27 protein-coding genes, 1 pseudogene and 1 other annotated feature are annotated in these 22,823 nt (G+C 37.6%); of the genes and pseudogenes, 22 read left to right on the forward strand and 6 right to left on the reverse strand.

Annotated features, from left to right (window positions below):
* A pseudogene (locus JF53_RS17135) lies at positions 1 to 1,144 on the forward strand (hypothetical protein); the annotation flags it as partial.
* Between the two features lie 53 nt (positions 1,145 to 1,197).
* Here JF53_RS17135 and JF53_RS17405 read toward each other — a convergent pair.
* Positions 1,198 to 1,344 (reverse strand): hypothetical protein, encoded by a 147-nt coding sequence (locus JF53_RS17405; protein WP_157052448.1) that lies wholly within the window; start codon positions 1,342 to 1,344, stop codon positions 1,198 to 1,200.
* Positions 1,345 to 1,437: 93 nt separating this feature from the next.
* Positions 1,438 to 1,713 (forward strand) — a binding site (T-box leader).
* A 46-nt stretch (positions 1,714 to 1,759) separates the two neighbouring features.
* Between JF53_RS17405 and metG the strand changes: the two genes are divergently transcribed.
* Both metG and aroD read left to right on the forward strand, forming a co-directional pair.
* Positions 1,760 to 3,394, forward strand: a complete 1,635-nt coding sequence (gene metG, locus JF53_RS02450; protein ID WP_047981121.1) for a methionine--tRNA ligase — start codon at positions 1,760 to 1,762, stop codon at positions 3,392 to 3,394.
* A gap of 57 nt (positions 3,395 to 3,451) precedes the next feature.
* Positions 3,452 to 4,228: a type I 3-dehydroquinate dehydratase gene (aroD, locus tag JF53_RS02455; protein ID WP_047981120.1), complete on the forward strand. Its 777-nt coding sequence runs from the start codon at positions 3,452 to 3,454 to the stop codon at positions 4,226 to 4,228.
* A 116-nt stretch (positions 4,229 to 4,344) separates the two neighbouring features.
* On the opposite strand, the gene JF53_RS02460 is transcribed toward aroD, so the two are convergent.
* On the reverse strand, positions 4,345 to 5,064 hold the full coding sequence (locus tag JF53_RS02460; protein WP_053071906.1) for a class I SAM-dependent methyltransferase: 720 nt from the start codon (positions 5,062 to 5,064) through the stop codon (positions 4,345 to 4,347).
* A gap of 47 nt (positions 5,065 to 5,111) precedes the next feature.
* Positions 5,112 to 5,336 carry a YppG family protein gene (locus JF53_RS18040; RefSeq protein ID WP_047981118.1) on the reverse strand — a complete coding sequence of 75 codons (225 nt, stop codon included), beginning with the start codon at positions 5,334 to 5,336 and terminating at the stop codon, positions 5,112 to 5,114.
* Between the two features lie 166 nt (positions 5,337 to 5,502).
* Between JF53_RS18040 and JF53_RS02470 the strand changes: the two genes are divergently transcribed.
* Entirely contained in the window at positions 5,503 to 6,276 is a 774-nt protein-coding gene (locus JF53_RS02470) for a DUF2268 domain-containing protein (RefSeq protein WP_047981117.1), read from the forward strand.
* Between the two features lie 73 nt (positions 6,277 to 6,349).
* Here JF53_RS02470 and JF53_RS02475 read toward each other — a convergent pair whose 3' ends face one another.
* Positions 6,350 to 6,613: a hypothetical protein gene (locus tag JF53_RS02475; protein WP_047981116.1), complete on the reverse strand. Its 264-nt coding sequence runs from the start codon at positions 6,611 to 6,613 to the stop codon at positions 6,350 to 6,352.
* Between the two features lie 233 nt (positions 6,614 to 6,846).
* On the opposite strand from JF53_RS02475, the gene JF53_RS02480 reads away from it, so the two are divergent.
* The 10 genes from JF53_RS02480 (at position 6,847) to JF53_RS02515 (ending at position 14,044) form a co-directional block, all read left to right on the forward strand.
* Positions 6,847 to 6,939, forward strand: coding sequence for a YjcZ family sporulation protein (locus tag JF53_RS02480; RefSeq protein ID WP_047981115.1), 93 nt, complete (start codon positions 6,847 to 6,849; stop codon positions 6,937 to 6,939).
* 182 nt (positions 6,940 to 7,121) lie between these two features.
* Positions 7,122 to 7,235, forward strand: coding sequence for a YjcZ family sporulation protein (locus JF53_RS17140; RefSeq protein ID WP_083443524.1), 114 nt, complete (start codon positions 7,122 to 7,124; stop codon positions 7,233 to 7,235).
* 136 nt (positions 7,236 to 7,371) lie between these two features.
* Positions 7,372 to 8,310 (forward strand): coiled-coil domain-containing protein, encoded by a 939-nt coding sequence (locus JF53_RS02485; protein WP_047981114.1) that lies wholly within the window; start codon positions 7,372 to 7,374, stop codon positions 8,308 to 8,310.
* A 76-nt stretch (positions 8,311 to 8,386) separates the two neighbouring features.
* Positions 8,387 to 8,692, forward strand: coding sequence for a rhodanese-like domain-containing protein (locus tag JF53_RS02490; RefSeq protein WP_047981113.1), 306 nt, complete (start codon positions 8,387 to 8,389; stop codon positions 8,690 to 8,692).
* A 34-nt stretch (positions 8,693 to 8,726) separates the two neighbouring features.
* Positions 8,727 to 9,116, forward strand: a complete 390-nt coding sequence (locus JF53_RS02495) for a rhodanese-like domain-containing protein (RefSeq protein WP_047981112.1) — start codon at positions 8,727 to 8,729, stop codon at positions 9,114 to 9,116.
* 126 nt (positions 9,117 to 9,242) lie between these two features.
* Positions 9,243 to 10,298 carry a M42 family metallopeptidase gene (locus JF53_RS02500; RefSeq protein ID WP_047981111.1) on the forward strand — a complete coding sequence of 352 codons (1,056 nt, stop codon included), beginning with the start codon at positions 9,243 to 9,245 and terminating at the stop codon, positions 10,296 to 10,298.
* 290 nt (positions 10,299 to 10,588) lie between these two features.
* Positions 10,589 to 11,281 carry a response regulator transcription factor gene (locus JF53_RS02505; protein WP_047981110.1) on the forward strand — a complete coding sequence of 231 codons (693 nt, stop codon included), beginning with the start codon at positions 10,589 to 10,591 and terminating at the stop codon, positions 11,279 to 11,281.
* Positions 11,259 to 12,281, forward strand: a complete 1,023-nt coding sequence (locus JF53_RS17795) for a hypothetical protein (protein WP_236686896.1) — start codon at positions 11,259 to 11,261, stop codon at positions 12,279 to 12,281. The genes JF53_RS02505 and JF53_RS17795 overlap by 23 nt, the downstream gene beginning before the upstream one ends.
* Before the next feature lie 69 nt (positions 12,282 to 12,350).
* Positions 12,351 to 13,502: a sensor histidine kinase gene (locus JF53_RS17800; RefSeq protein WP_236686897.1), complete on the forward strand. Its 1,152-nt coding sequence runs from the start codon at positions 12,351 to 12,353 to the stop codon at positions 13,500 to 13,502.
* A gap of 26 nt (positions 13,503 to 13,528) precedes the next feature.
* Positions 13,529 to 14,044, forward strand: a complete 516-nt coding sequence (locus tag JF53_RS02515; protein WP_053071903.1) for an RNA polymerase sigma factor — start codon at positions 13,529 to 13,531, stop codon at positions 14,042 to 14,044.
* A gap of 83 nt (positions 14,045 to 14,127) precedes the next feature.
* Here the strand turns inward: JF53_RS02515 and trhA are convergent, their stop codons facing one another.
* Positions 14,128 to 14,775 (reverse strand): PAQR family membrane homeostasis protein TrhA, encoded by a 648-nt coding sequence (gene trhA / locus JF53_RS02520; RefSeq protein ID WP_047981109.1) that lies wholly within the window; start codon positions 14,773 to 14,775, stop codon positions 14,128 to 14,130.
* A gap of 128 nt (positions 14,776 to 14,903) precedes the next feature.
* Between trhA and JF53_RS02525 the strand changes: the two genes are divergently transcribed.
* From JF53_RS02525 to JF53_RS02545, 5 genes are all read left to right on the forward strand, one after another.
* Positions 14,904 to 15,482, forward strand: coding sequence for a DUF1836 domain-containing protein (locus JF53_RS02525; protein ID WP_047981108.1), 579 nt, complete (start codon positions 14,904 to 14,906; stop codon positions 15,480 to 15,482).
* Between the two features lie 94 nt (positions 15,483 to 15,576).
* Complete coding sequence (locus JF53_RS02530; protein WP_047981107.1) at positions 15,577 to 16,542, forward strand: MsnO8 family LLM class oxidoreductase; 966 nt, start codon at positions 15,577 to 15,579, stop codon at positions 16,540 to 16,542.
* Between the two features lie 129 nt (positions 16,543 to 16,671).
* Positions 16,672 to 17,037, forward strand: a complete 366-nt coding sequence (locus JF53_RS02535) for a PilZ domain-containing protein (RefSeq protein ID WP_053071902.1) — start codon at positions 16,672 to 16,674, stop codon at positions 17,035 to 17,037.
* Positions 17,038 to 17,181: 144 nt separating this feature from the next.
* Positions 17,182 to 17,790, forward strand: coding sequence for a DedA family protein (locus JF53_RS02540; RefSeq protein ID WP_047981106.1), 609 nt, complete (start codon positions 17,182 to 17,184; stop codon positions 17,788 to 17,790).
* 10 nt (positions 17,791 to 17,800) lie between these two features.
* Entirely contained in the window at positions 17,801 to 18,631 is an 831-nt protein-coding gene (locus JF53_RS02545; RefSeq protein ID WP_047981105.1) for an undecaprenyl-diphosphate phosphatase, read from the forward strand.
* Positions 18,632 to 18,659: 28 nt separating this feature from the next.
* Here JF53_RS02545 and JF53_RS02550 read toward each other — a convergent pair whose 3' ends face one another.
* Entirely contained in the window at positions 18,660 to 19,688 is a 1,029-nt protein-coding gene (locus tag JF53_RS02550; protein WP_047981104.1) for an aromatic acid exporter family protein, read from the reverse strand.
* A gap of 355 nt (positions 19,689 to 20,043) precedes the next feature.
* On the opposite strand from JF53_RS02550, the gene JF53_RS02555 reads away from it, so the two are divergent.
* The 3 genes from JF53_RS02555 to JF53_RS02565 all read left to right on the forward strand — a co-directional run bounded on the left by JF53_RS02555 (position 20,044) and on the right by JF53_RS02565 (position 22,792).
* Positions 20,044 to 21,237: a C40 family peptidase gene (locus JF53_RS02555; RefSeq protein WP_047981103.1), complete on the forward strand. Its 1,194-nt coding sequence runs from the start codon at positions 20,044 to 20,046 to the stop codon at positions 21,235 to 21,237.
* 132 nt (positions 21,238 to 21,369) lie between these two features.
* Entirely contained in the window at positions 21,370 to 21,957 is a 588-nt protein-coding gene (locus JF53_RS02560) for a nitroreductase family protein (RefSeq protein WP_047981102.1), read from the forward strand.
* Positions 21,958 to 22,036: 79 nt separating this feature from the next.
* Entirely contained in the window at positions 22,037 to 22,792 is a 756-nt protein-coding gene (locus JF53_RS02565) for a helix-turn-helix domain-containing protein (RefSeq protein WP_053351188.1), read from the forward strand.
* The last annotated feature ends 31 nt before the right edge of the window (positions 22,793 to 22,823 follow it).

A 22,823-nucleotide genomic window follows, 5' to 3' on the forward strand; every position in this document is an offset into this window, starting at 1 on the left:
AGCAACGGGAGCAACCGGTCCAGCAGGAGCAACGGGAGCAACCGGTCCAGCAGGAGCAACAGGTCCAACGGGTCCAGCAGGAGCGACAGGCCCAACCGGCCCAGCAGGAGCGACGGGTCCAACGGGTCCAGCAGGAGCGACAGGCCCAACCGGCCCAGCAGGAGCGACGGGTCCAACGGGTCCAGCAGGAGCGACAGGCCCAACCGGCCCAGCAGGAGCGACGGGTCCAGCAGGAGCGACGGGTCCAGCAGGAGCGACAGGCCCAACCGGTCCAGCGGGAGCAACGGGTCCAACGGGTCCAGCAGGAGCGACGGGTCCAGCAGGAGCAACGGGAGCAACCGGTCCAGCAGGAGCGACAGGGGCAACCGGCCCAGCAGGAGCAACGGGAGCAACCGGTCCAGCAGGAGCGACAGGGGCAACCGGCCCAGCAGGAGCAACGGGAGCAACCGGTCCAGCAGGAGCGACAGGGGCAACCGGCCCAGCAGGAGCAACGGGAGCAACGGGTCCAGCAGGAGCAACGGGAGCAACGGGTCCAGCAGGAGCGACAGGCCCAACCGGCCCAGCAGGAGCAACGGGTCCAACCGGCCCACCAGGACCGACAGGACCACCAGGCCCAACCGGTCCAGCAGGCGGTGGAGGTATTATAGCGTTCGCTACCGGAGATACAGTGTCCCTCACCACTGACGGTACTGGTGAATCAGCAACTGTATTGGCATCAGGATTTGGTCAATTTAGTCCAGCTATGGATATAGAAGATGGTACGTTTAGTTTTGCGCCAGGGGATGCTTATTCCTTTGTGATGCCTACTGATAGTACAGTAGATAGTATTTATATGACAGCAACAAACCTTGCATTTACGCCACCAGCAGGACAAGAAATTTTTCCTTATATAGCATTAGCAATTGCGGAGCCAGGAAGTAATGAGTTTACAATAATTCCAGAAACGCAAACATTTGTTGATGAACCATATGTAGGTGGAGCTGCAATTCCCGGCAATACGATATTAAATGGATCGTTAACTGGCATAGGCGTAGAAATCCCTGCAGGTACTCGCGTTGCTATTGTTGCAGGATTTGAAACTGACGGAACACCAGCAGCAGCAAGTTATCTATTTTATTACACTGGTGGTATTTCCTTGAGCTAAGGATTATATCCACAAATGATAAAAGAGGAAAACCCTCAAAGTGGGTTCTCCTCTTACATATCTTCGTTGTCCTTATCGTCAAGCTTGCTTGTGGTGATAGGATAATCTGCATAGTTATCATGATTATTTCCATCATGGTGCAGGTTTTGACCTTCGCTCTTTTTATTTTTTCGTGCGTCTTTAATAGATCTTTTATTCATCGTTATAATCCTCCTCACTTTGTTTTATTATTTCCCAATTAATAAAAAAGAACTTCCATTTCAAATGAAAATATGCCATAATTAGAAAAAAATTCACAGGCGATGATAAGGAAAGTAAATCAACTTCATTTTCTTACCAGAGAGCTTCGGTAGCTGAAAAGAAGCAGAAAAGACTTGATTGAAAATGGCCTTTGAGCTTTAAAGTCGAGTTCGATGTCATAATGAACTAGAATTAGGCTTTAACGAGATTTGGCACTCGTTATAAATGTCATAGTATAAGAGTGTTCAATCACTCCGTACTTATGGAGGCTAATAATGTGAGTTATTAGTGAATTAAGGTGGTAACACGAGCTAATCCTCGTCCTTAGACATTGTCTAAGGGCGAGGATTTTTGAATTTAAAAGGAGGAATTTTCATGAGTATTTTTATTGGTGGGGCATGGCCATATGCGAACGGGCCACTGCATTTGGGTCATTTATCAAGCTTATTACCGGGAGACGTATTAGCACGTTATTATCGCTTGAAAGGGGAGGAGGTCTTATATGTATCAGGTAGTGATTGTAATGGCACTCCGATTGCCATTAAGGCCAAACAGGAGGGGGTAACACCTAAAGAAATTGCTGATCGCTATCATGCAGAGTTTCAGGAATGCTTTGAAAAGCTAGGATTTACGTATGACTGTTACACTCGTACTGACACTGTTTTACATCATGAGGTTGTGCAAGATGTATTTATGCAATTACTTGAGAGAGGAATACTTTATAAAAAAACGGAAGACCAGTGTTACTGCGAGGATTGTAACCAGTTTTTACCCGATAGATATGTAGAAGGGACTTGTCCGTATTGCGGTGAGCAAGCTAGAGGGGATCAATGTGATTATTGCTCTACCCTCCTAAATCCTGTGGCGTTGCTGGATAAAACGTGTAAGACATGTGGTAATACTCCTATTATAAGAGATACGGAGCACTTTTATTTCGAATTAAGTTCATTACAGCATGAACTCGAGGAGTATCTGACTGAGGCAAAAGCAAATAAGCGTTGGAGAGAAAATGCAATACAACTTACATCACGGTATTTGTCGGAAGGACTCCAGGATCGTCCGGTTTCAAGAGACCTTCCCAATGGGGTGCCAGTCCCAGTTAGTGGATATGAAGACAAAAAAATATATGTGTGGATTGAAGCGGTAACTGGCTATTATACCGCAAGTAAACAGTGGGCAACTATAAATAAAACAGATGAATCTATATTTTGGCAAGAGGATACCACAGCATACTATGTACATGGAAAAGATAACATTCCGTTTCATACCATAATTTGGCCCGCGATCCTAAAAAATATCGATAAAGTGCCATTACCGACTCATATTGTTTCCAATGAGTTTTTAACAATTGAGCAGAAAAAGCTTTCCACCAGTAGAAATTGGGCTGTATGGGTACCGGATATTCTAAAGCATTATCATCCGGATTCGATTCGATATTTTCTTACAATTAATGCTCCAGAGAATCGCGATGCTGATTTCTCATGGCGTGAGTTTGTCTATAGTCATAATAGTGAATTACTAGGGGCATACGGGAATTTTGTTAATCGGACGTTAAAGTTCATTGAAAAATTTAATGATGGTATCATACCGACTGGGGAGTTGGATCTTCGGGTTCAGGCAAGGATTGTTTCGCTTTATGATGAAGTGGGTTCTTTAATTGAACGAACGCAATTTAAAAAAGCTTTGGAAGCGATTTTCAACATTATTCGTGTTTCCAATAAGTATTTTGATGAGCAGAAGCCTTGGGTTCAACTAAAGGAAAACCCTAAAAAATGTACTAACACCTTGACGACATGTGTGTATATCATTGCTAATTTAGCGCAGCTACTACATCCATTCCTTCCTTTTTCCAGTGAAGCTATTCAGAAAATGTTGCGTGTGAAGGAGCTAGCGTGGCAGGAAACTAAAATTGAGTCAATAGAAATAAAAAATGTGGAAGCATTATTTGAAAGAATTGACATTGATCGGATTGCTATTGAAACAAAAAGATTGTTGGATAAATCTAGGTAGCAAATCAAAAAAGTGATACTATTGATATAGATATGCAAAAGAGAAAGGATTATCCAGATGCATAATGTAACAGTGAGAAACATAGTCATTGGTGACGGATTACCTAAAATTATAGTTCCGATAGTAGCAAAAACTAAACCAGCACTTATGCAGGAAGTGAATATAGTTAGGGAAATGAAGCCGGATATAATCGAGTGGCGTGTTGATGCATTTGAGCATGTTGAAGATTTAATTTGTGTGCAAGATACGCTTGTAGAAATACGAAAAGCAATAGGCGATATACCGTTACTTTTCACATTCAGAAGTTATCTAGAAGGTGGAAAAAAGCAGATAAGTGCGCGCTATTATCAAGAATTGAACCAAAGGATAATACAATCTAAACTAGTGGATTTAATAGATGTAGAATTAAATACAACTGACGACATACTTGAAGACTTAGTGACAAAGGCTAAAGAGAACGATGTATGTATCATCATGTCACACCATGATTTTGAAAAAACCCCTACAAAAGCGGAAATGATTTCTACCCTTTGTACGATGCAAGACAAAGGGGCAGATATTTTGAAGATGGCGGTCATGCCTAGCAATGAAGCTGATGTAGTAACATTACTCGATGCAACAAATACAATGAAAACAGAGTATGCTAATCGACCACTCATCACAATGTCGATGTCTGGAAAAGGGGTCATTAGTCGTTTGGCCGGAGAATTAATTGGTTCAGCAGCTACTTTTGCTTCTGGGGTCGATGCCTCTGCACCGGGACAAATCGACATTAGAGCTATGCGTTCTATTATACAACTTCTTCATCAGAATATAGCTTCAATAGATGAGTAATAGTATTCTGAAGGTCTAGATGGAAAACGGGTTAAAAGTGCTGCTCTAATGGTGGAGTAGCACTTTTTTGAATGGATATTGAATAGCAAAGTCACCGACAACCGTTAACCGAATAATTATTTGATACATCGAATGACACGGAATCCTAATTGCTCTCGATAATGACTAGTATATTCAGCGTGTTTGCTAAGCGCATCCATATATTCCATACTGATTCCTTCTGTAATAGTAAAATCAGTAGCAAGCTCAAGCTCCAAATCCTGGTCATCCATCACGATCTCATGTTTTTCCATTTGGATAGTATGAAATCCCGCAGCTTGGAACATGGTATTCCATTCGTCCTCACTTAAAACTTGAGAGAACCCGTAAAATGCTATAAGCTCCTGAATATCCTCTTCGGATAGATTTTTTTCTTGTGTCACTTCAATGGCTAGAAGTACTCCATTTGGTTTTAACACACGTTTTGCTTCAAGGATTGCTGAAGAAATATTTGTAAAGGAAAGGACAGATTCGGATAAAACAAGATCAAATGAATTATCCTCAAATGGAAGTTTCTCTGCCTCCCCTTGCATTATCACTATCGGTAATTGAACGTCTGAACATCTTTGTTTTGCTTTCATAATCATGATTTCATTATTGTCCAAAGCTGTAATAGGGCAACCGTATTGTTTTACTATAAAGACTGAAGTTTGCCCTGTACCACATCCAATCTCCAATACGGATGTTGTTTCATCTAATTTTTCTTTACCTAGTAGATTTTTTGTAAGGTGTAATCCCCCTGGGTGTGCTCCACCAACTCCAAGGTATGCTAGATAATCAAGGTAGCTATTATTCACTATAACTCCCATCCTTTTAGTAGATTTAATACATCATGGTTTTGCAGCTATCTTTTAATAAATCTTGATATAAGTGGGCTAAACTGACCATATAGATCCATGATTTGCTTGCCTGTAGTCGTTAACTTGTTAAAATCGAGATTCCCATCCGCATGTTGAAAGTCTCCTAAAATTGGTAACCGTGAGGATGCTCTGCGAGGTCGATATGGATGTATAGAATAGGGGGTCCTTGCAAACCTCTGTATTGGTCTTCGTGGTCTTTGAGGAAACATAATTACACCTCCATTAGATTGTTTATGTATACATGTTATTCATTGCTATGTTTATTGCAAGTGCATATGTCCTGATGGCGGTAGTATTTCCATGTTGATTTCCAGGTTACATCTTAAATAAATGTTACATAGATTAGTAAAAAGGTTGGTTGATGGAGTGTTGTTAATGGGTGTAATTCGAACGGATCAGTGGTTGTTATCAGACTACAAAAATCCGATTCAGCTATGTGAAAGGTTAGCGGGATATTTTCAGGCATCTGCTGAAGAAGTCTATGACTATTTATACCTTCATGGAATGTATTTTCCTACTGACAAGGGAGAGAAGTCGCTTAATACCCTGCTGCAGAAAAACCCTTGGAAGGTGGTAGAAGCAGAGTATGAGATTCTATCAGAATTATGGGGTGGTCCAGACATCCCAATATTTCTATTTCCAATCGATGAAAGTGTTTATAGAGTGCAGGGAGAAGGGAAATCTGGTTTAGCTTTTCATGACAAACTGTTTTTATTTTTATCTGACGCTATACCAACTAGCAGTTTAAGAGCATTACTTACCCATGAATATAATCATGTCTGTAGGTTAATACAATATCCTAAACTGGAGGATGAGTATATATTATTGGATACGATCATACTCGAAGGAATGGCAGAGTATGCCGTTCTGGAAAGGTTCGGAACCAGCTATCAGGCGAACTGGCTATCGTTCTATACAGAAATGGAAGTACAAGAAATATGGCGAGATGTCGTTTATCCGAATAAAGATGTTAGAAAGACGGCAATTAAACATCAAGAAGTTTTATTCGGGACAGACGCATACCCTACTATGGCTGGCTATTGTGTTGGCTATTATTTAGTCAAAAAATGTGTTGACGCGAATCACCTTACTAGCAGGGATTTATTGAAGTTACCTACAAAAACAATTGTAGAACTTGCAACAACATAAAAAACTGCACCTCATTGTTAGATGTGTCTAATAATGGGGGTGCAGTTCACTATCGTCTGTTTTTTAAAATATATTACCAGAAGAAAAATGGAATTAAAGCCAATGTAGCAATGGCACCTAAGGCAATACCCGCTCCAAAGCCACCATACCCGTATCCATAACCAAATGGGTAACTAAAGCCACCCAAATTTCTAGTAGCATCTATTGGATGTAAATACACTCTATTATTACTTACATGACGAATTACCCCACGATGCATTCTTCCATCATGCGTTCTAATTTGTACAGCTCTGCCTTTATATCGGCAGCACATATTATAATATTGCTCAACAGACATTCGTTCACCTCCATACGCATATTTAAACCATATGACATCATATGCGTAGGAAAAAAAGATATAAAGGACAAATACATCAGGGGAAATGTTGATATTGTATAACAAATTTCCATATTGGAGTCTTAAATCGAAAAATAATATTCTTTATTAGATAAAGTTAGGTTACTATCCATACCAAATTTTTTTGTCTTACATATGTTAGTATCAAATGATTTCTGGAGGTGGAATAAAATATGAGTGAAGTAGCAGGTGGATATGGTGGAGGATTTGCGCTAATCGTAGTGTTATTTATCCTTTTAATAATTGTAGGAGCAGCTTGGTTATAAAAACAAACTACATGTAGGCTAACTAACAAGAGATTGCTGGGATATTTTCCTCGGCAATCTTTTTATGTTCTTATCTCATCTAGAAAGTGTTGAATAGGTTACCACCCAAACCCAAATTGGTACATTCGCATATAGTATCCTGAAGATGCCAAAATCCATTACTAATCAACTAAGGAGGTTACATGATGGGATATAACTGCGGAGGATATGGCTATGGATATGATTCCGGTAACGGATTTGTGTTAATTGTAGTACTGTTCATTCTTTTAATTATAGTTGGAGCAGCTTGCCTTTAATTTTTTAAAATTAATATTCCCACGAGAAGAAGGTAGTCCATCTGGGTTATCTTCTTTCATTTTACTAGACCTAACCATGAAACTTTTCTATAGAATTATCGTATATAGAAGTAGTTAAACTATAGGGGGAATTCATATGTTCCAAGATGTAAATAATCAACTCATTCAAGTGAAAAGTGACAGGAAACGAAAAATAAAACTGGAAAATCAGTTAGAAGATTATCAAGTTGAGAGAATGGAAATGGAGCGTGCGGTTAAGAAGTTAGAAACACAATTGGGTGAAGAAAAAGCAGATGTGAAAAAGCTGGAAGGAATAAGTATTGCCAATTTCTTCTCCACGATAAGCGGTACGAAATATGAAAAACTAGATAAGGAAAATAAAGAAGTATTAGCCGTTCAACTCCAATTAGAGGAAGCGAAAAAAAACCTGGAAGATATCGATTCCGCTATATTGGAAATACAATCTAAACTAGAGAAGGTTATCAATAGCGAAAAGGAATATCAGCGATTAGTAGTAACCAAGGAGCAATTGATTAAAACTAGTAATTCCAAATTTGCTGAGGATCTATATCAATTAAGTGAGCAAGAAGCGGACTTACAAGCATACATACAGGAGCTTGAGGAAGCGATACATGCAGGCAATTCCGCAACAGAGGCTCTTACGAATGCAGTAGATTCTTTAAAGGATGCCAAGAATTGGGGTACACTCGATATGTTTGGTGGTGGAATGCTTTCCAGTGCTATTAAGCATAGCAATATGGATAAAGCATCGGAGTATATCCATACTGCACAGCAACGAATGAGAAGTTTCCAGAAGGAATTATTAGACATTGACGAACGAATACACATCGAAGTGGATATTTCGGGACTATTAAAATTTGCAGATTTTTTCCTAGATGGTTTGATTGTGGATTGGATGGTACAAGGAAGAATTAATGATGCATATGAACAAGCATATAGCCAACTTTCTAAAGTCACTGGTATTGTTAAAAGGTTGGAAAATCAACTCGCCACTGATGAAAGCAAACTCGCAACATTGCAATCAGCAAAAATAGAGATTATAGAGCAATCTTAAACGTAGTTAGTTGACATTTACCTCTATAGTGTATAAAAGTAATAACTAGTACAGAAAAAATATGGAGGTTCAAATCATGAAAGAAATTTCAGCAATAGAGTTAGCAGCGAAACTAAAAAGCGGAGAGAAGCTTAATATTATCGATGTCCGTGAAGACGAAGAAGTAGCGATGGGAAAAATTCCTGGAGCTCGTCATATTAAACTGGGTGAAATCCCGGAACGTTTGGACGAGTTGGATCAAGACGAGCATTACTATATGGTTTGTCGTTCTGGTGGTAGAAGCGGAAGAGCGTGTGAATTCTTAATCGACAATGGTTTTAATGTTACCAACATGACCGGTGGAATGCTAGCTTGGGAAGATGACGTTGAAGTAGAAAATTAATGTATTATTACTCCAAAAGGGCAGGAGCAACTATATGGATTTTAGAGAATGGATTATTATTGGTTTAATCGTTGTATTTATTGTAAGTAGGTTTATTCCAGTTAAAGGAATCACGAATATCACGACTGGGGAAGCCAAGCAGAAAATGGACGGAAAAAATATACAATTCATCGATGTACGAACACCTGGGGAGTATAATCGTGATCATCAGAAACCCTTTCGTAACATTCCACTCTATGAATTAGCATCAAGAGTGAGAGAACTAGATAGATCAAAGGAAGTTGTTGTCATCTGTCAAAGTGGAATTCGAAGTGCTAAAGCGACAAGAGTATTGAAGAGAAAAGGGTTTGACCGAATCGCTAATGTCAAAGGTGGCATGAAAGCATTGCGGAAAAATGAATCAGAAAATGAAGCGGCAAGATGATTATTCATCTTGTCGTTTGTTCTATATCGTACAAGGAATAATGCTTGAATTGGAATGAAATTCTGTTAATTAATTTGGATTAGCGTTACTATAAATGTAAGAAGGAAATGAAGGGAGTAATTGTTTGTGACTACATATCCGAATGTTAACGAGACAAAAGAATTAATTAAAGAGCTAGTTTCTATTCCGAGCCCAACAGGTTTTACTGCAAATGTCATTCAATTTGCTGAAGAATTTTTGAAAAAACTAAATGTAGAAACAATACGAAATCGAAAAGGTGGCTTAATTGCTACACTGCCTGGTGCAAATTCAGACCAACACCGCATGCTAACAGCACATGTGGATACATTAGGTGCGATGGTGAAAGAGGTTAAGCGTAATGGTCGTCTTCGCCTAGATTTAATTGGTGGTTTTCGGTATAACTCGATTGAAGGTGAATACTGTGAGATTCATACGTCAAGCGGAAAGGTAATTACTGGAACTATCTTAATGCATCAAACATCTGTACATGTCTATAAGGATGCAGGTAAAGCGGAAAGAAACCAGGAAAATATGGAAGTCCGAATTGATGCGGAAGTGGCTGATGCAGAAGCGGTTCGGAAGCTAGGAATCGAAGTGGGAGATTTTGTTTCGTTTGATCCTCGCGTTCAGTTGTCTGATAACGGGTTTATTAAGTCACGACATTTGGATGACAAAGCGAGTGTTGCGATTTTACTTCAATTAATTAAACGTTTAAAAGAAGAAAATGTGACACTTCCCTATACAACCCATTTCTTGATTTCGAATAATGAAGAAATTGGTTATGGTGGAAATTCAAATGTGACAGCCGAAACGGTTGAATATTTAGCGGTTGATATGGGTGCCATGGGTGATGGTCAATCAACAGATGAATATACCGTATCAATATGTGTGAAGGATGCAAGTGGTCCATACCATTACGGCCTACGTAAACGTCTAGTTGAATTAGCGGAAAAAAATCAAATCGGTTATAAACTAGATATTTATCCATACTACGGCTCTGATGCATCTGCCGCAATAAAGTCGGGACATGATATTGTTCATGGCTTGATTGGACCGGGAATTGATTCCTCCCATGCGTTTGAACGCACCCATGAAAAATCCTTAATCAATACGGAAAAATTAGTCTATCATTATGTGTTATCCGATATGATTTCCTATTAAGTATAGAAGGAATTGAGACATTTTATCTAATCATAAATACATGTGTCCGAGCATCTCCACTACAATACGAAAAGACCACTTCCTTATGTGATGTGGTCTTTTTACGTTGGCCAAAAAAGTGATTGTAAATATATAGTGTTTCCATTTAACGAGAACGATATACTAGAATAGTAGATTTACACTACTAAAAAAGAACTAATCTTAAGAAAATCTTAAGAAAAATAATAAAAGAATGTTAAGAAATAATGATTATGATAGATACATGAAGGCCGCGGAAAGTAGGGTAGAGAATGGCTAATTATAATGTATTAGTAGTTGATGATGAAAAAGAAATACGAGAAGCAATCGAAATTTATTTAAAGAATGAAGGAGTGACTGTGCTACAAGCGAAGGATGGTATCGATGCTTTAGAAATATTACATGAACATGAGGTACATCTAATTATTCTAGATGTCATGATGCCGAGGCTAGATGGGATATCCGCTACCTATAAGATTCGTGAGCAGAAGAATATACCAATCATTATTCTAAGTGCCAAAAGCGAGGATACGGATAAAATTCTGGGTCTTCAGGTCGGAGCAGATGATTATGTCACGAAACCATTTAATCCAATGGAGCTCGTTGCTCGGGTGAAATCGCAATTGAGAAGATATGTTTCATTCGGCACATTTGAAGGAGCGAACAAGGTGATAAATCTAAACGGACTTACCTTGGATCAATCGTCAAAAGAAGTCACTGTCAATGGGGAGGTTGTAATGCTTACCCCGATTGAATATAAAATTGTGGAGCTATTGATGACCAATGCTGGACGGGTGTTTTCCATCAGTGAAATCTATGAGCGAGTATGGAAAGAGCCTAATTACAATGCTGAAAATACAGTGGCAGTACATATTCGGAAAATCCGTGAAAAGATAGAAATAGATTCTAAAAATCCTAGATACTTAAAGGTGGTGTGGGGCATTGGCTACAAAATGGAAAAGTAGTTTCGCGATTATAGTAACATGTACAGTCTTATTTATAGCAGGACTTGGAGGAATTCTTCTTTTATCTGGAAATGGTTACTATTACGCTCAAAAAGATTATTTCCATACGGATGAATTTGAATATGAAGTGTTAGATAAATATACTCGGGATTTAAGTGTATATGAAATAAGTAATCTAACATTGGAAGATGCTAAAGAAGCGATTGTCGTGAGTGATGAGGAGATTGAAGAACATCGCTATCGATATGGGGATTTAGAAGAACAAATATCCAATATTGAATATCAGTATGAAGACATAATTCAAGAAGCAATGAGAGGAGATGAACAACTTGCAGATGCCTATACGGCTGAGAGAGATGAAAAGATTGACGATATTACAAAGAATTTTGAGAGTGATGACTATATAAAAGCGAAAATTATTAACGAAAAAGAACAGATATTGGGAACTTACTACGATAATATAGAAAAAAAACGAACTGATTTTGAGAGAAACAAAGATAACTTTAGCTATTATTTTACAGATCGTGCAACTGGTGAGGTTTATACAAACCTAGCTAAAGAAAATGCATCATTAGATCAAATTAATGCAAATAACATGCTATTTGAAACCGATTATACTATTTTCGATACGAATAACGTTAACTATGAATTCATACCGGACGATGTTTGGTACCCTATCATCCATGAGTCAGATAGGAACCTGGAAGGGAAGATTGGTGTCCCAAAAGACCTCTCTGCATCGAGTCAATTAATGATTACCTATAACAACTATAAAATAGAGAAAATTCTATTTTGGTCTGGTGTTGGACTTAGTTTGATTGCTCTATTCCTATCCTTGTTTATTTTCAAAAGGGCAAAGAAATCAAGAGAGTCGATTAAGCAATGGCGTGAACTATATAACAAACTTCCAGTTGACATTAGAATTTTGCTAGCTGGATTTACGGGAATTTTTACATTATATATGGTAGATGTATTTATCGATGATGTGAGATATGGGTGATTTGAAATTTCTATTACTTATGGTATTTTCTTGCTTATCATGACGCTAATTCTAGCGGTTTGTATTGTCTTGACAGTAATTCAAGTAAGTTTTCTCTTTGCGACATTAAAAGACTGGAAAAATGTAAAGAAGGAATGGACTTCGAGTGTATTATATAAAGCATTTTTACTACTAAAACGAGAATTCATTAAGCTAGCTGAACGGCTGAAAGATGCGTTTCTAGATCAGCCAACTGGTACGCAAATAATGGTTTTTTTTGGAGTAGTATTTGTATTAGGATTTGCTGCTATCTTCATTGTGGCCCACCCTGTTTTTGCCATTTTGTATATCGCATTACTTGGGTTAGTTGGTATTCCAATTGTGATGAACATCATCGATAAGATTGGTTATTTTAACCGAATTGTGGAAAATACCAATGAGTTAGCAGCAGGAAACCTTAGTAAAGACTTGGAGATAACAGGTGAAACAGCATTTGCGACACTTGCAAGGAATATTAATCAATTGAAACAAGGTGTAAAAGTATCCCAAAATGAACAAGCAAAAAGTGAACGGCTGAAGACAGAATTAATAACGAATGTAAGCCATGACTTACGAACACCACTTACTTCAATTATTACTTACACAGAGCTACTAAAAGCACAGCAGGATATGAAAGAGGACAGTGTAGCGTATCTCGAAATCATTGACCGAAAATCTAAACGATTAAAGGTTTTAATTGATGATTTATTTGAGGTATCAAAAATGGCGAGTGGAAACATTGAATTAAAAAAAGAAAAAGTAGACCTTGTCCAGTTGCTACAACAAGCATTAGCAGAATATGATGATCAAATAAACGAGTCCAGTCTACAATTTCGAGTATCAAACGATGACCCTCCGGTGAATGCGATAGTAGATGGGCAAAAGCTATGGCGTGTGTTTGATAATTTAATCGGAAATATATTGAAATATTCATTAGAGAATTCACGTGTGTATATAAATTTAGCAACGGAAAATAGTAGGGCGATTATTTCTTTTAAAAACGTGTCGAAATATGAATTAAACGAAAATAGTGAGGAACTATCAGAACGTTTCAAACGTGGGGACACGTCGAGGAATACAGATGGAAGTGGCTTAGGACTAGCAATTGCACAATCGATTGTTGATCTGCATGGCGGAACAATGGAAATCGAAACAGATGGGGACTTGTTCAAAGTAACGATTGTTTTAATGTTGCAAGACTAGCTGTGAAAAGGGGGAGGCAGGTAAGTGTGAATACAATTGATTTTTCTGAACTATATGCGGTTAATTACGATTGGTTAATCAGGGTAAGTTATTCCATATCAAAAGATGTCTACTTAGCCGAGGATGTTGTTCAGGAAACATTTATAAAAGCGATGAACAAAATTGACTCCATCAACGATACGGAAAAAGTTGCTGGCTGGTTAGCGATGATTACCAAGAGAACCGCAATTGATATGATTCGAGCTGAGCATAGGAAGAAAGGGTTATTGTTGGAGCAAGATATGCTAGATGGCCTAGCCAGAGAAATGAATCAAAATGTTGAAAAAGAAGTGGAACATCTATTGTTCATCGAGCAAGTCGGCCATGCTATTCTGAACTTAACCAATAGATATCAAGATGTGATGATACTTAAGATGCATCATGAGTTAACGGAACAAGAAATTGCTAGCTTATTAAATGTAAAATCATCATCCGTTAAAACAAGGATTTATCGAGCGAGAAAGCAATTAAGGAGTTTGTTTGCAGAGCAACTTAGTGCTTGAAGATTGGAATATTATATGAAATTCTCAAAAATTTACTAGGAAATAAGGAGACCCAATGGTTTATAAGCATTGGGTCTTTGTTCTTATAAAACAAAATAATAGATACAAAAGAAATGAAATAAACTTCCAGCGAGTATAAATAAATGGAAAATTTCATGGAATCCCATATGTTTAAACTCGAGAAACTTTGGTTTTAACCAATAGATAAATGCACCAACTGTATAAACAACCCCACCTAAGATTAATAAGGTCATCCCAGCAGAAGATAATACATCTAATAGGGAAGAGCTAAAGAAAATGATAATCCAGCCCATGATGACATATAATGCTGTCGAAAGCCATCTTGGTGCCTGGAACCATATTAATTTATATAGGACTCCTAGTATTGCTAATCCGTTAATGACAGAAAATAACACCCAGCCTAGAACCCCTTCTAAACCGATTAAACATATCGGTGTATAGGTACCAGCAATTAAGACGAAAATCATAGAATGGTCAATTTTTCTAAGAAAAGCAATAATACTATCTCGAGCAATAACCATGTGATACGTGGCAGATGCTGAGTAAAGTAGGATTAAACTGATACCAAAAATAATCACAGCGGTAATAGCAAGTGGAGAGCCACTATCCATTGAAGCTTTTATAACTAAGGCTAATAGACCAATAAAGGATAGTATCGCTCCAAATAAATGCGTAAATCCATTAATTGGTTCACGTATATACGTGTTCATGTAATCAACACCTTTTAATATAGTTTTAATAACTACATACTACAATACACGTATTATATCATCTAGTCAACATTTACTTTTCTTGTAGTTTTACAGTATAATGAATATAAAAAATTGAGGGTTAGGTAATGAAAAATATAATGAAACTAGTTGAAAACCTGCATTTAGAAAATCATTTACGATTAGAAGAGCTGCCAGATTTAGATTTGTATATTGATCAAGTCATACAAATATTTGAAAATAAATTAGAAGCGTCTAAGCGAAGTGAAGACGATAAAGTATTAACAAAGACAATGATTAATAATTATGCGAAAGGTAAATTATTCTTTCCAATCGAGAATAAAAAATATTCTAAGAACCATATAATCTTAATTAGTTTAATCTACCAATTAAAAGGTGCATTATCTATAAATGATATAAAGGTAACATTAGACAAACTAAACCATAAGATTGTTGAAGAAGAGTTAGAGGTTGAGAATATCTACCAATCCTATTTAAAATTATCGCAAAATAATATCGCACGATTTATGACAGAAATAAAAGAGTGCTCCGAACAAGTACAGGAAGAAGTCTCCAAGCTAGAGGATGAAGATGCTTATTATCTGGAGCAGCTGTTGTTAATCTCTTCTGTGGTCAATATGAGTAATTTTTATCGCCGTTTAGCAGAGAAGCTAGTGGATGAGTTAAATTCTAAGAATGATAAATAGTCATCTATTGATGCCACCTTGTTACGCTATAATTCGATTATAGTATTGAAAATGTGGCATGATATTTTTAAATAGATGACACTGAAGGTGAACTATGAAACTGAGTATTTTAGACCAAGCACCAATTGCAATTGGAAAATCAACGCATGAAGCCCTGTTGGAAACCATTAATTTAGCTAAACTTGGTGAAGAATTAGGCTATAACCGATACTGGATTGCCGAACATCATGATCTAAATGGATTAGTCTGTCCAGCTCCAGAAGTGATGCTTAGTGCGATTGGTGGAAAAACAGACGGCATTCGGATTGGGGCAGGTGCAATATTGCTTCCTCACTACAAACCATTTAAAGTTGCAGAAACCTTTAATATGCTTGCGACGTTATATCCTGATCGAATTGATCTTGGGATTGGAAGATCCCCTGGGGGTTCTGCAGAAGCATCTATTGCGTTGTCTGGGAATTTTTTGGAGAATGTGCGCAATATGCCAGTAGCACTCGATGAGTTACTGCATTTTATCCATCAAGACTTTGAAGCAAGTCACATGTTTTCTAAAATCAAACCAACCCCAATTCCACCAGTGGCACCGGATGTTTGGCTGCTTGGAACAAGTGAGAAAAGTGCGATTTTGGCTGCTGACAAAGGGATGGCATATGCATTTGGACATTTTATGACCGATTATAATGCGGAGTCAATTCTGAAAATGTATAAGAAAAATTTTCGCGAAAAGCATCCGAGCAAAGCGTCTAAGCTTGTTGTTGCGGTGCATGTAATCTGTGCCGATACGATGGATGAGGCAGAAAATATTGCATGGAAACAATATTCTAGGACAACTAGTCAACCTACTGTAGATTTGAATGTTGCTGTACACGATCAACTAACCGAATTCAAATCAAAGACAGCTAATATGATTATTGGCAATCCGAAGCAAGTGAAAGAAAAGTTAGTACAGCTTAGCGAATTATATGAGGTGGAAGAATTTATGATTCTTACCAATACTTCTTCTTATATAGAACGAAATAAATCGTATGAACTTCTTGCGAAAGAGATTCTAACATCGTGATTACTTTCTAACGTATCTTGGAAAATTTTCCGGGAAATAATGGATAAGCTATGGAACAAAATATTGTAAATGACCACCAGTTAATCTATGATTGATGTAATAGATTAATGGAAGATGGGGGTCATCACAATGCGATATAGACGTGATGAAGCGTTTCGATTTGAGTTTGAAGAACCAGTACCAATAACATTTACGATTGACGAGCTTAATGGTAAACCTGTTCAAACATCGGACGGAGATGCTAAGTTGCTAGATATTAGTCTAAGAGGAATGAAAATCAGGACATCGTTATTGCTCCCAGTATCTAAGCAACATGTAGTGAAGCTAACAACGCATTTTCAATTGAACAACCACGAATACGCCATCAGAGGGATATTAGTTTGGAAAAAGCAGCGATTAAGTGACTGTTATTATGGTATCCAATTTCTAACAAATGCTGAATTTAAGAAAGATCTGTTAGATGATTTAAAATTAATTGGCAAGCGATTGGTATAGAAAGAATTACTATGAGTAGTTCTTTTTTAGTTTTTGGTAGACGAGTTAACGTTATTTCTGCTATCGTTAGGATGCATAATGCGATGAATACTCGCTTATATTTATATGGACAATCACTAATTTGATAAGGTGTGTTGATAACAGATGCAAGCTTGGATAACCGATATTATGGAACAATTCGGCTATGTCGGGATATTTTTAATGATGGCACTGGAAAATATATTTCCGCCAATTCCATCTGAGATAGTTCTTCCCTTTGGGGGATTTTTAACTACTAATTCTGATTTAACAGTATTGGGAGTATTAATTACTTCTACTTGTGGTTCAATTCTTGGTGCAATTATTCTCTATGGTATCGGGCGAATCATTGATGTTAGCCGCCTCGAACGAATTGTAGATAGATGGGGACATATTATTCGGATAAAGAGAACCGATATTCAAAAAGCGGATAGTTGGTTTGAACGACATGGTTATTGGACAGTGTTGTTTTGCCGGATGATTCCATTAGTACGGAGCTTAATATCACTACCGGCTGGTATGGCGAGAATGAATATGACATTGTTTCTATTATTTACGTTAATTGGTACATTGATATGGAATATGATTCTTATAATAGTAGGCGTTGTATTAGGAGAGAATTGGGAAGAAATTATTGGCTTGATGGACGTGTATTCGACCATTGCGTATGGGCTGATTGGTATTGGGATCGTAATTTTTGTTGTTATGTTTGTTAGAAAAAGAATTAGACGTTAGGAGTAGTAGAATGACTATAATTGAAATTTTAAAAGCGATTATTTTAGGGCTAGTTGAAGGATTAACGGAATTTGCTCCGGTATCTTCAACTGGGCATATGATTCTTGTAGATGATCTTTGGTTACATTCAAAAGAGTTCTTGGGTAAACAACCTGCTAACACCTTTAAGGTTGTGATTCAGCTGGGATCGATTTTAGCAGTTGTTGTTGTATTTTGGCGACGTTTTGTTGATTTATTAGGATTAAATCGTTTGATTAACCAAGAAAGAGCAGAAGGTCCACGCTTAAAGCTGAGCCAAGTAATCGTAGGACTTATTCCGGCAGGGGTGTTTGGGTTACTTTTTGAAGATTTTATTGATGAGCATCTGTTTACATATGAGACTGTACTCATTGGATTATTACTTGGTGCTGTGTTGATGATTATCGCAGATCGATATGCTCAAAAAAATCCGCAAGCTAAAACGGTTGACCAAATTACGTATAAGCAAGCACTTAGTGTTGGTTTAATTCAGTGTTTCTCCTTATGGCCAGGTTTCTCTAGATCAGGTGCGACGATATCTGGTGGGGTATTAATGGGGATGAGTCATAAAGCAGCGGCTGATTTTACCTTCATCATGGCAGTGCCGATTATGGCTGGTGCAAGTGGACTTTCGCTATTGAAGAACTTAGAACACTTTTCTGTAGATGCTATCCCATTCTTTATCGCAGGGTTTATTAGTGCATTTGTATTCGCACTTATTTCCATTAAATTCTTTTTGAAATTAATTGACCGAGTGAAGCTTTTACCATTTGCGATTTATCGAATTGTATTGGTAGTAGTTCTTTACTTTATATTCTTTTAAACAATAAAGAGATCATGTGTGTAAATCATTACAAGACATGATCTCTTTCTGTATAAAATCGTTCAACTAATGAATAGATAGAAATTAATTCATACATGATAATTAGCTCGGGTGGAAAACTTGTTGAATGATTGTGACCTCCTTTTGTAATGTCCTCATTATCCTGCCAAAGCCTAGTGGCTATTTTTTCAATTTGTTCTTCGTGAGTAGTAAGGTTAAAATTCTCATGATGTTGTAATGTGTATTGTAGTTGCTTTGCTGCTAAGAATACTTGTTCTTTATCCTTTGATGACCACGGAATGGTATCCATTGTTGTGTTGATTAAATTTTCCAGATGATAGTGGATTAATCGTAATAGATGGAGTTTTTCCTGAGCGAGAAGGAATTCCTGCTTTTTTGAATCCACCAAAGGATGATATTTGGATTCTTCCTTTTGAAATTGGATGAACATTTCCGCTTTCCGGATGGTCTGATTTAACTCTTCCAATAACCGTATGCTTTGAGAACCCCCTGTTTTTTTGTACTGTAATACTTCCTCAAATACACATTCGATAGATTGTCCGACCTTTTTTCGTATTGTTTCAATCCCCTGTTCAATATTTCTTGTATAGTTTGGTGGCAACATAAACATATTGACTGCAGTCGATACTAATAATCCGATTGTTGTTGTCCCTAATCGTATTAAGAAAGCAAGGAAATAATTATCGTGGATTACTTCCACCATTGCGACGGCTGTAATGGTAGCAACTAAAAGTCCGGCATGTAATCGTAGCTTGGAGCAGGTAACAATGGTTAGAGTTCCGGCAAGTGTGTAGGTTAAGGCAGAATTTCCAAATAGCGAAATAGACAGAACAGCAAAGGCTGAACCAATAGCAGATGCAGGAAAGCGTATGATTCCTTTTCGAATGGATTCTGATACGGTTGGCTCTATCGTTACAATGGCAGTAATAACAGCAAATACTGGTGGCCAGTTCAGAAATTCACAGATGAATGCGGTCAAAAAGATAGCTACAGCAGTTTTAAGAATACGACTACCTGCAATAGTAAATTTTTTCATGGCTGATTCCTTCTTTCCATATTTATTATAACGCATTTGTTAGCACGTATGAATCGGAGCGCTTTTATGTTTTTTACCGGAAAATATAGTGTTCTATCAGCCTAAAGAACCTATAGTTAGGTAGAAGTAAAGAAGTATTTACGTTTAAACTATGATTAGGGAATTAGCACTAGCTACTACACCACTTAGTACCTAGTGATAGGTTTTGAAACCTATTTGTAACATAACAATAATACTGGTGAAACGTTACCATGCTATACTTCTAATTACCTAATTAATAGATGTAATAGATTCAGTGATTAATATAAAGATAGAAAAAATAAAAGTAGAGTTGTCTGGAAAGCGGGGAAAGAAAGTGAGAAAGTCTTTCATTACACTTACTACGGTTGTCGTAGTAGGATTAACGAGCAATGCAATACTTGATACGGTATATGCAGAAACGACAAGCGAATTACAGAGCAGACAATCCCAAATACAAAGTGATCGTTCTAACATTAATGCTAAATTGTCTGATGCAGAATCAGAAATTGCTAATGTTTTACTAGATTTAGAAGAGTTAAATGAAGAAATTTCCAAGGTTGAAAAAGCGTTGAAAGCCAATCAGGAAATGATTGATGATACGAATAAACAAATGGATGCTACTAAGAAAGAAGTAGCAGAATTAGAAACAGAAATAGAAAAACGCCAAGATATCTTAAGTGATCGTATGGTTACATACCAAAAGAATGGTGGAAATATTGGTTTCTTAGATGTTATATTTGGTTCAACTAGTTTTACAGATTTTATTAGTCGTGTAACAGCCGTTAATAAAATCACATCTGCTGATGCAGAACTTGTAGAAGAGCTTGAAGCAGATAAGACAAAGCTTGCAGATAAAATCGCTGAGTTAGATGCGATGCAAGAGGAACTAAAAGGAATGCAAGAAACTATCTTAGTTCAAAAAGAACAAAATGAAGCAAGAAAGAAAGAATTAAGCAGTAAGGAAAATACCCTTCAGGCAAAAATAGATTCTTTACAAATGGAAGCAAATGAATTGGCTGCAATTGAATCGGAGGTAAAACGTCAGATTGCTGCGAAACGTGCAGCAGCAAACCCGGTTGCATCTGCTAGTGGTTCAAAGAGTGCAACGTCTAGTGGCAATTTAAGTCAATTAAGCTATAAAGCTCCTAAAGTAAGTAGTGATGCAGTTCAAACCGCTATTAATGCTGGATATCCTCATCTTGGTACGCCTTATGTATGGGCAGGTAAAGGACCAGGAGGATTTGATTGTTCCGGATTCGTTTCGTGGGCATATGGACAAGCAGGTGTAAGCTTGCCATCAAGTACAGCGGGAATGCAAAGCGTTGGAACAAAGGTTTCTTATAGTAACATTAAACCTGGAGATCTTGTATTCTTTAATACGTATAAAACAAATGGTCATGTAGGTATTTATGTAGGAAACGGTAAATTTATTGGGGCACAAAACTCAACTGGATTAGCAGTGGCTGATATGACTTCGGGCTATTGGAAGAATCATTTTAGTGGTCATGTAAGAAGAGTTGTAAAATAAATAAACTGTGAACGTTGAAGATGCTAAAGACTATCCCGTCTAGATTGGGATAGTCTTTTTTGATATACTTTATTAAACAATGCGCAAATTATTAATTATTTCGTGTTAAATAAACAGCAGAGGTGAGGAAATATGAAAGAATTACAGGATTATCGAACAGCAGATTACGAGATTGATCCAATTTACTTGAAGCGCTGGTCCCCTAGGTCATTTTTGGAAAAGGACGTACCAGAGCAAGTATTATATAGCTTGTTTGAAGCAGCGAGATGGGCACCATCTGCAGCAAATGTGCAACCTTGGCGATTTGTAGTGGCTCGTACAGTAGTTGATAGAGAGAGGTTTTTGACCTTTATTAATGATGGAAATAAAGCTTGGTGTAGGAAAGCACCAGTTCTAGTTGCTGTTATCTCAAAAGCAGTAGAAGAACGATTTGGTGGAAAGAACCCTTCACATGCGTTTGATACAGGGACCGCTTGGGGATTCCTAGCGTTAGAAGCAGCAAGAAAAGGATTAGTGACACACGCTATGGGTGGATTTAACAGACAAGAGGCGAAGAAGCTTCTGCAAATTCCAGAAGGGTTTGATGTGCAAGCGATAGTGGCGATTGGATACCAAGGGGACAAAGCAGAGTTGAACGAAACATTACAAGAAAGAGAAATACCTTCTAATCGACATCGTGTGGAGGATTTTACTTTCGAAGGGCTATTTCCAAACGAATAATGAAAAGCGAGCACCGTGTTGATATGCTCCCCCTAAAGTAGACACCAAAAAAACAAAACTACTTTAGGGGGAGTTTTTTATGCGTTCTAATAGTAAACATTCTGTTGATGAACTTGAAAGATATATTCAAATGTACCTTGATGAAGGATGGAGCTATCGGGAGTTAAGTGAAAAGAAGGGTCTGCTGTTAAGTAAATCGGTATTTAATAAAAAAGTGCTGAGATACCAAGAACAGGGGATTAGAGGCATTCAAACGAAGAGGAGAAATAATAAATATAGTAAAGAGTTTAAGGACTTGATCGTTAAAGAACGCATCGAACAAGGCACACCTTTCATACAGTTAGCTCGCAAGTATGGTATTCCGAATGATAGTACTGTTCGAAATTGGATCATCAAGTATACTGAGGGGGAGGAATTAAAAACTTATTCTCCAAAACCCGAGGTGTATACAATGAAAAGTAGAAAAGTGACGCATGAAGAAAAAGTTGAGATTGTCAAAGCATGTTTAGCCAATAACTTATCTTATAAAGACACAGCTGAAAAATATCAGGTTTCTTATAATAATATTTACTCATGGGTTCAAAAGTACAAAGCGCATGGTCCTGATGGACTGGTAGATGGACGAGGCCACGGAAAGCCAGACAAGATCCAAACAGATGAAGAAAAGTTACGAACAGAAATTGCAGCATTAAAAGCACGAAATGAGTACCTTGAAACAGAGAACGCTGCGCTAAAAAAGTTAGAAGAAGTGGAAAGAGAGTTGATGTTACGCAAACGCGGTATGAGGCAGAGTACCAAACAATCAAAAAGCTCGAAAAAAAGGGGTTCAAAATAACCATACTATGTGAAGCATTAGGTGTGAGTCG

The sequence above is a fragment of the Ornithinibacillus contaminans genome (genome assembly GCF_001038425.2).
Taxonomy (GTDB): Bacteria; Bacillota; Bacilli; order Bacillales; family Amphibacillaceae; genus Ornithinibacillus; species Ornithinibacillus contaminans.

Excerpts from the sequence above, each read along its gene's own strand:
- JF53_RS17405 (WP_157052448.1), bottom strand. The coding sequence starts at position 1,344 with ATGAATAAAAGATCTATTAAAGACGCACGAAAAAATAAAAAGAGCGAA.
- metG (WP_047981121.1), top strand. The coding sequence starts at position 1,760 with ATGAGTATTTTTATTGGTGGGGCATGGCCATATGCGAACGGGCCACTG.
- aroD (WP_047981120.1), top strand. The coding sequence starts at position 3,452 with ATGCATAATGTAACAGTGAGAAACATAGTCATTGGTGACGGATTACCT.
- JF53_RS18040 (WP_047981118.1), bottom strand. The coding sequence starts at position 5,336 with ATGTTTCCTCAAAGACCACGAAGACCAATACAGAGGTTTGCAAGGACC.
- JF53_RS02470 (WP_047981117.1), top strand. The coding sequence starts at position 5,503 with ATGGGTGTAATTCGAACGGATCAGTGGTTGTTATCAGACTACAAAAAT.
- JF53_RS02475 (WP_047981116.1), bottom strand. The coding sequence starts at position 6,613 with ATGTCTGTTGAGCAATATTATAATATGTGCTGCCGATATAAAGGCAGA.
- JF53_RS02480 (WP_047981115.1), top strand. The coding sequence starts at position 6,847 with ATGAGTGAAGTAGCAGGTGGATATGGTGGAGGATTTGCGCTAATCGTA.
- JF53_RS17140 (WP_083443524.1), top strand. The coding sequence starts at position 7,122 with ATGATGGGATATAACTGCGGAGGATATGGCTATGGATATGATTCCGGT.
- JF53_RS02485 (WP_047981114.1), top strand. The coding sequence starts at position 7,372 with ATGTTCCAAGATGTAAATAATCAACTCATTCAAGTGAAAAGTGACAGG.
- JF53_RS02490 (WP_047981113.1), top strand. The coding sequence starts at position 8,387 with ATGAAAGAAATTTCAGCAATAGAGTTAGCAGCGAAACTAAAAAGCGGA.
- JF53_RS02495 (WP_047981112.1), top strand. The coding sequence starts at position 8,727 with ATGGATTTTAGAGAATGGATTATTATTGGTTTAATCGTTGTATTTATT.
- JF53_RS02505 (WP_047981110.1), top strand. The coding sequence starts at position 10,589 with ATGGCTAATTATAATGTATTAGTAGTTGATGATGAAAAAGAAATACGA.
- trhA (WP_047981109.1), bottom strand. The coding sequence starts at position 14,775 with ATGAACACGTATATACGTGAACCAATTAATGGATTTACGCATTTATTT.
- JF53_RS02525 (WP_047981108.1), top strand. The coding sequence starts at position 14,904 with ATGAAAAATATAATGAAACTAGTTGAAAACCTGCATTTAGAAAATCAT.
- JF53_RS02530 (WP_047981107.1), top strand. The coding sequence starts at position 15,577 with ATGAAACTGAGTATTTTAGACCAAGCACCAATTGCAATTGGAAAATCA.
- JF53_RS02535 (WP_053071902.1), top strand. The coding sequence starts at position 16,672 with ATGCGATATAGACGTGATGAAGCGTTTCGATTTGAGTTTGAAGAACCA.
- JF53_RS02540 (WP_047981106.1), top strand. The coding sequence starts at position 17,182 with ATGCAAGCTTGGATAACCGATATTATGGAACAATTCGGCTATGTCGGG.
- JF53_RS02545 (WP_047981105.1), top strand. The coding sequence starts at position 17,801 with ATGACTATAATTGAAATTTTAAAAGCGATTATTTTAGGGCTAGTTGAA.
- JF53_RS02550 (WP_047981104.1), bottom strand. The coding sequence starts at position 19,688 with ATGAAAAAATTTACTATTGCAGGTAGTCGTATTCTTAAAACTGCTGTA.
- JF53_RS02560 (WP_047981102.1), top strand. The coding sequence starts at position 21,370 with ATGAAAGAATTACAGGATTATCGAACAGCAGATTACGAGATTGATCCA.
- JF53_RS02565 (WP_053351188.1), top strand. The coding sequence starts at position 22,037 with ATGCGTTCTAATAGTAAACATTCTGTTGATGAACTTGAAAGATATATT.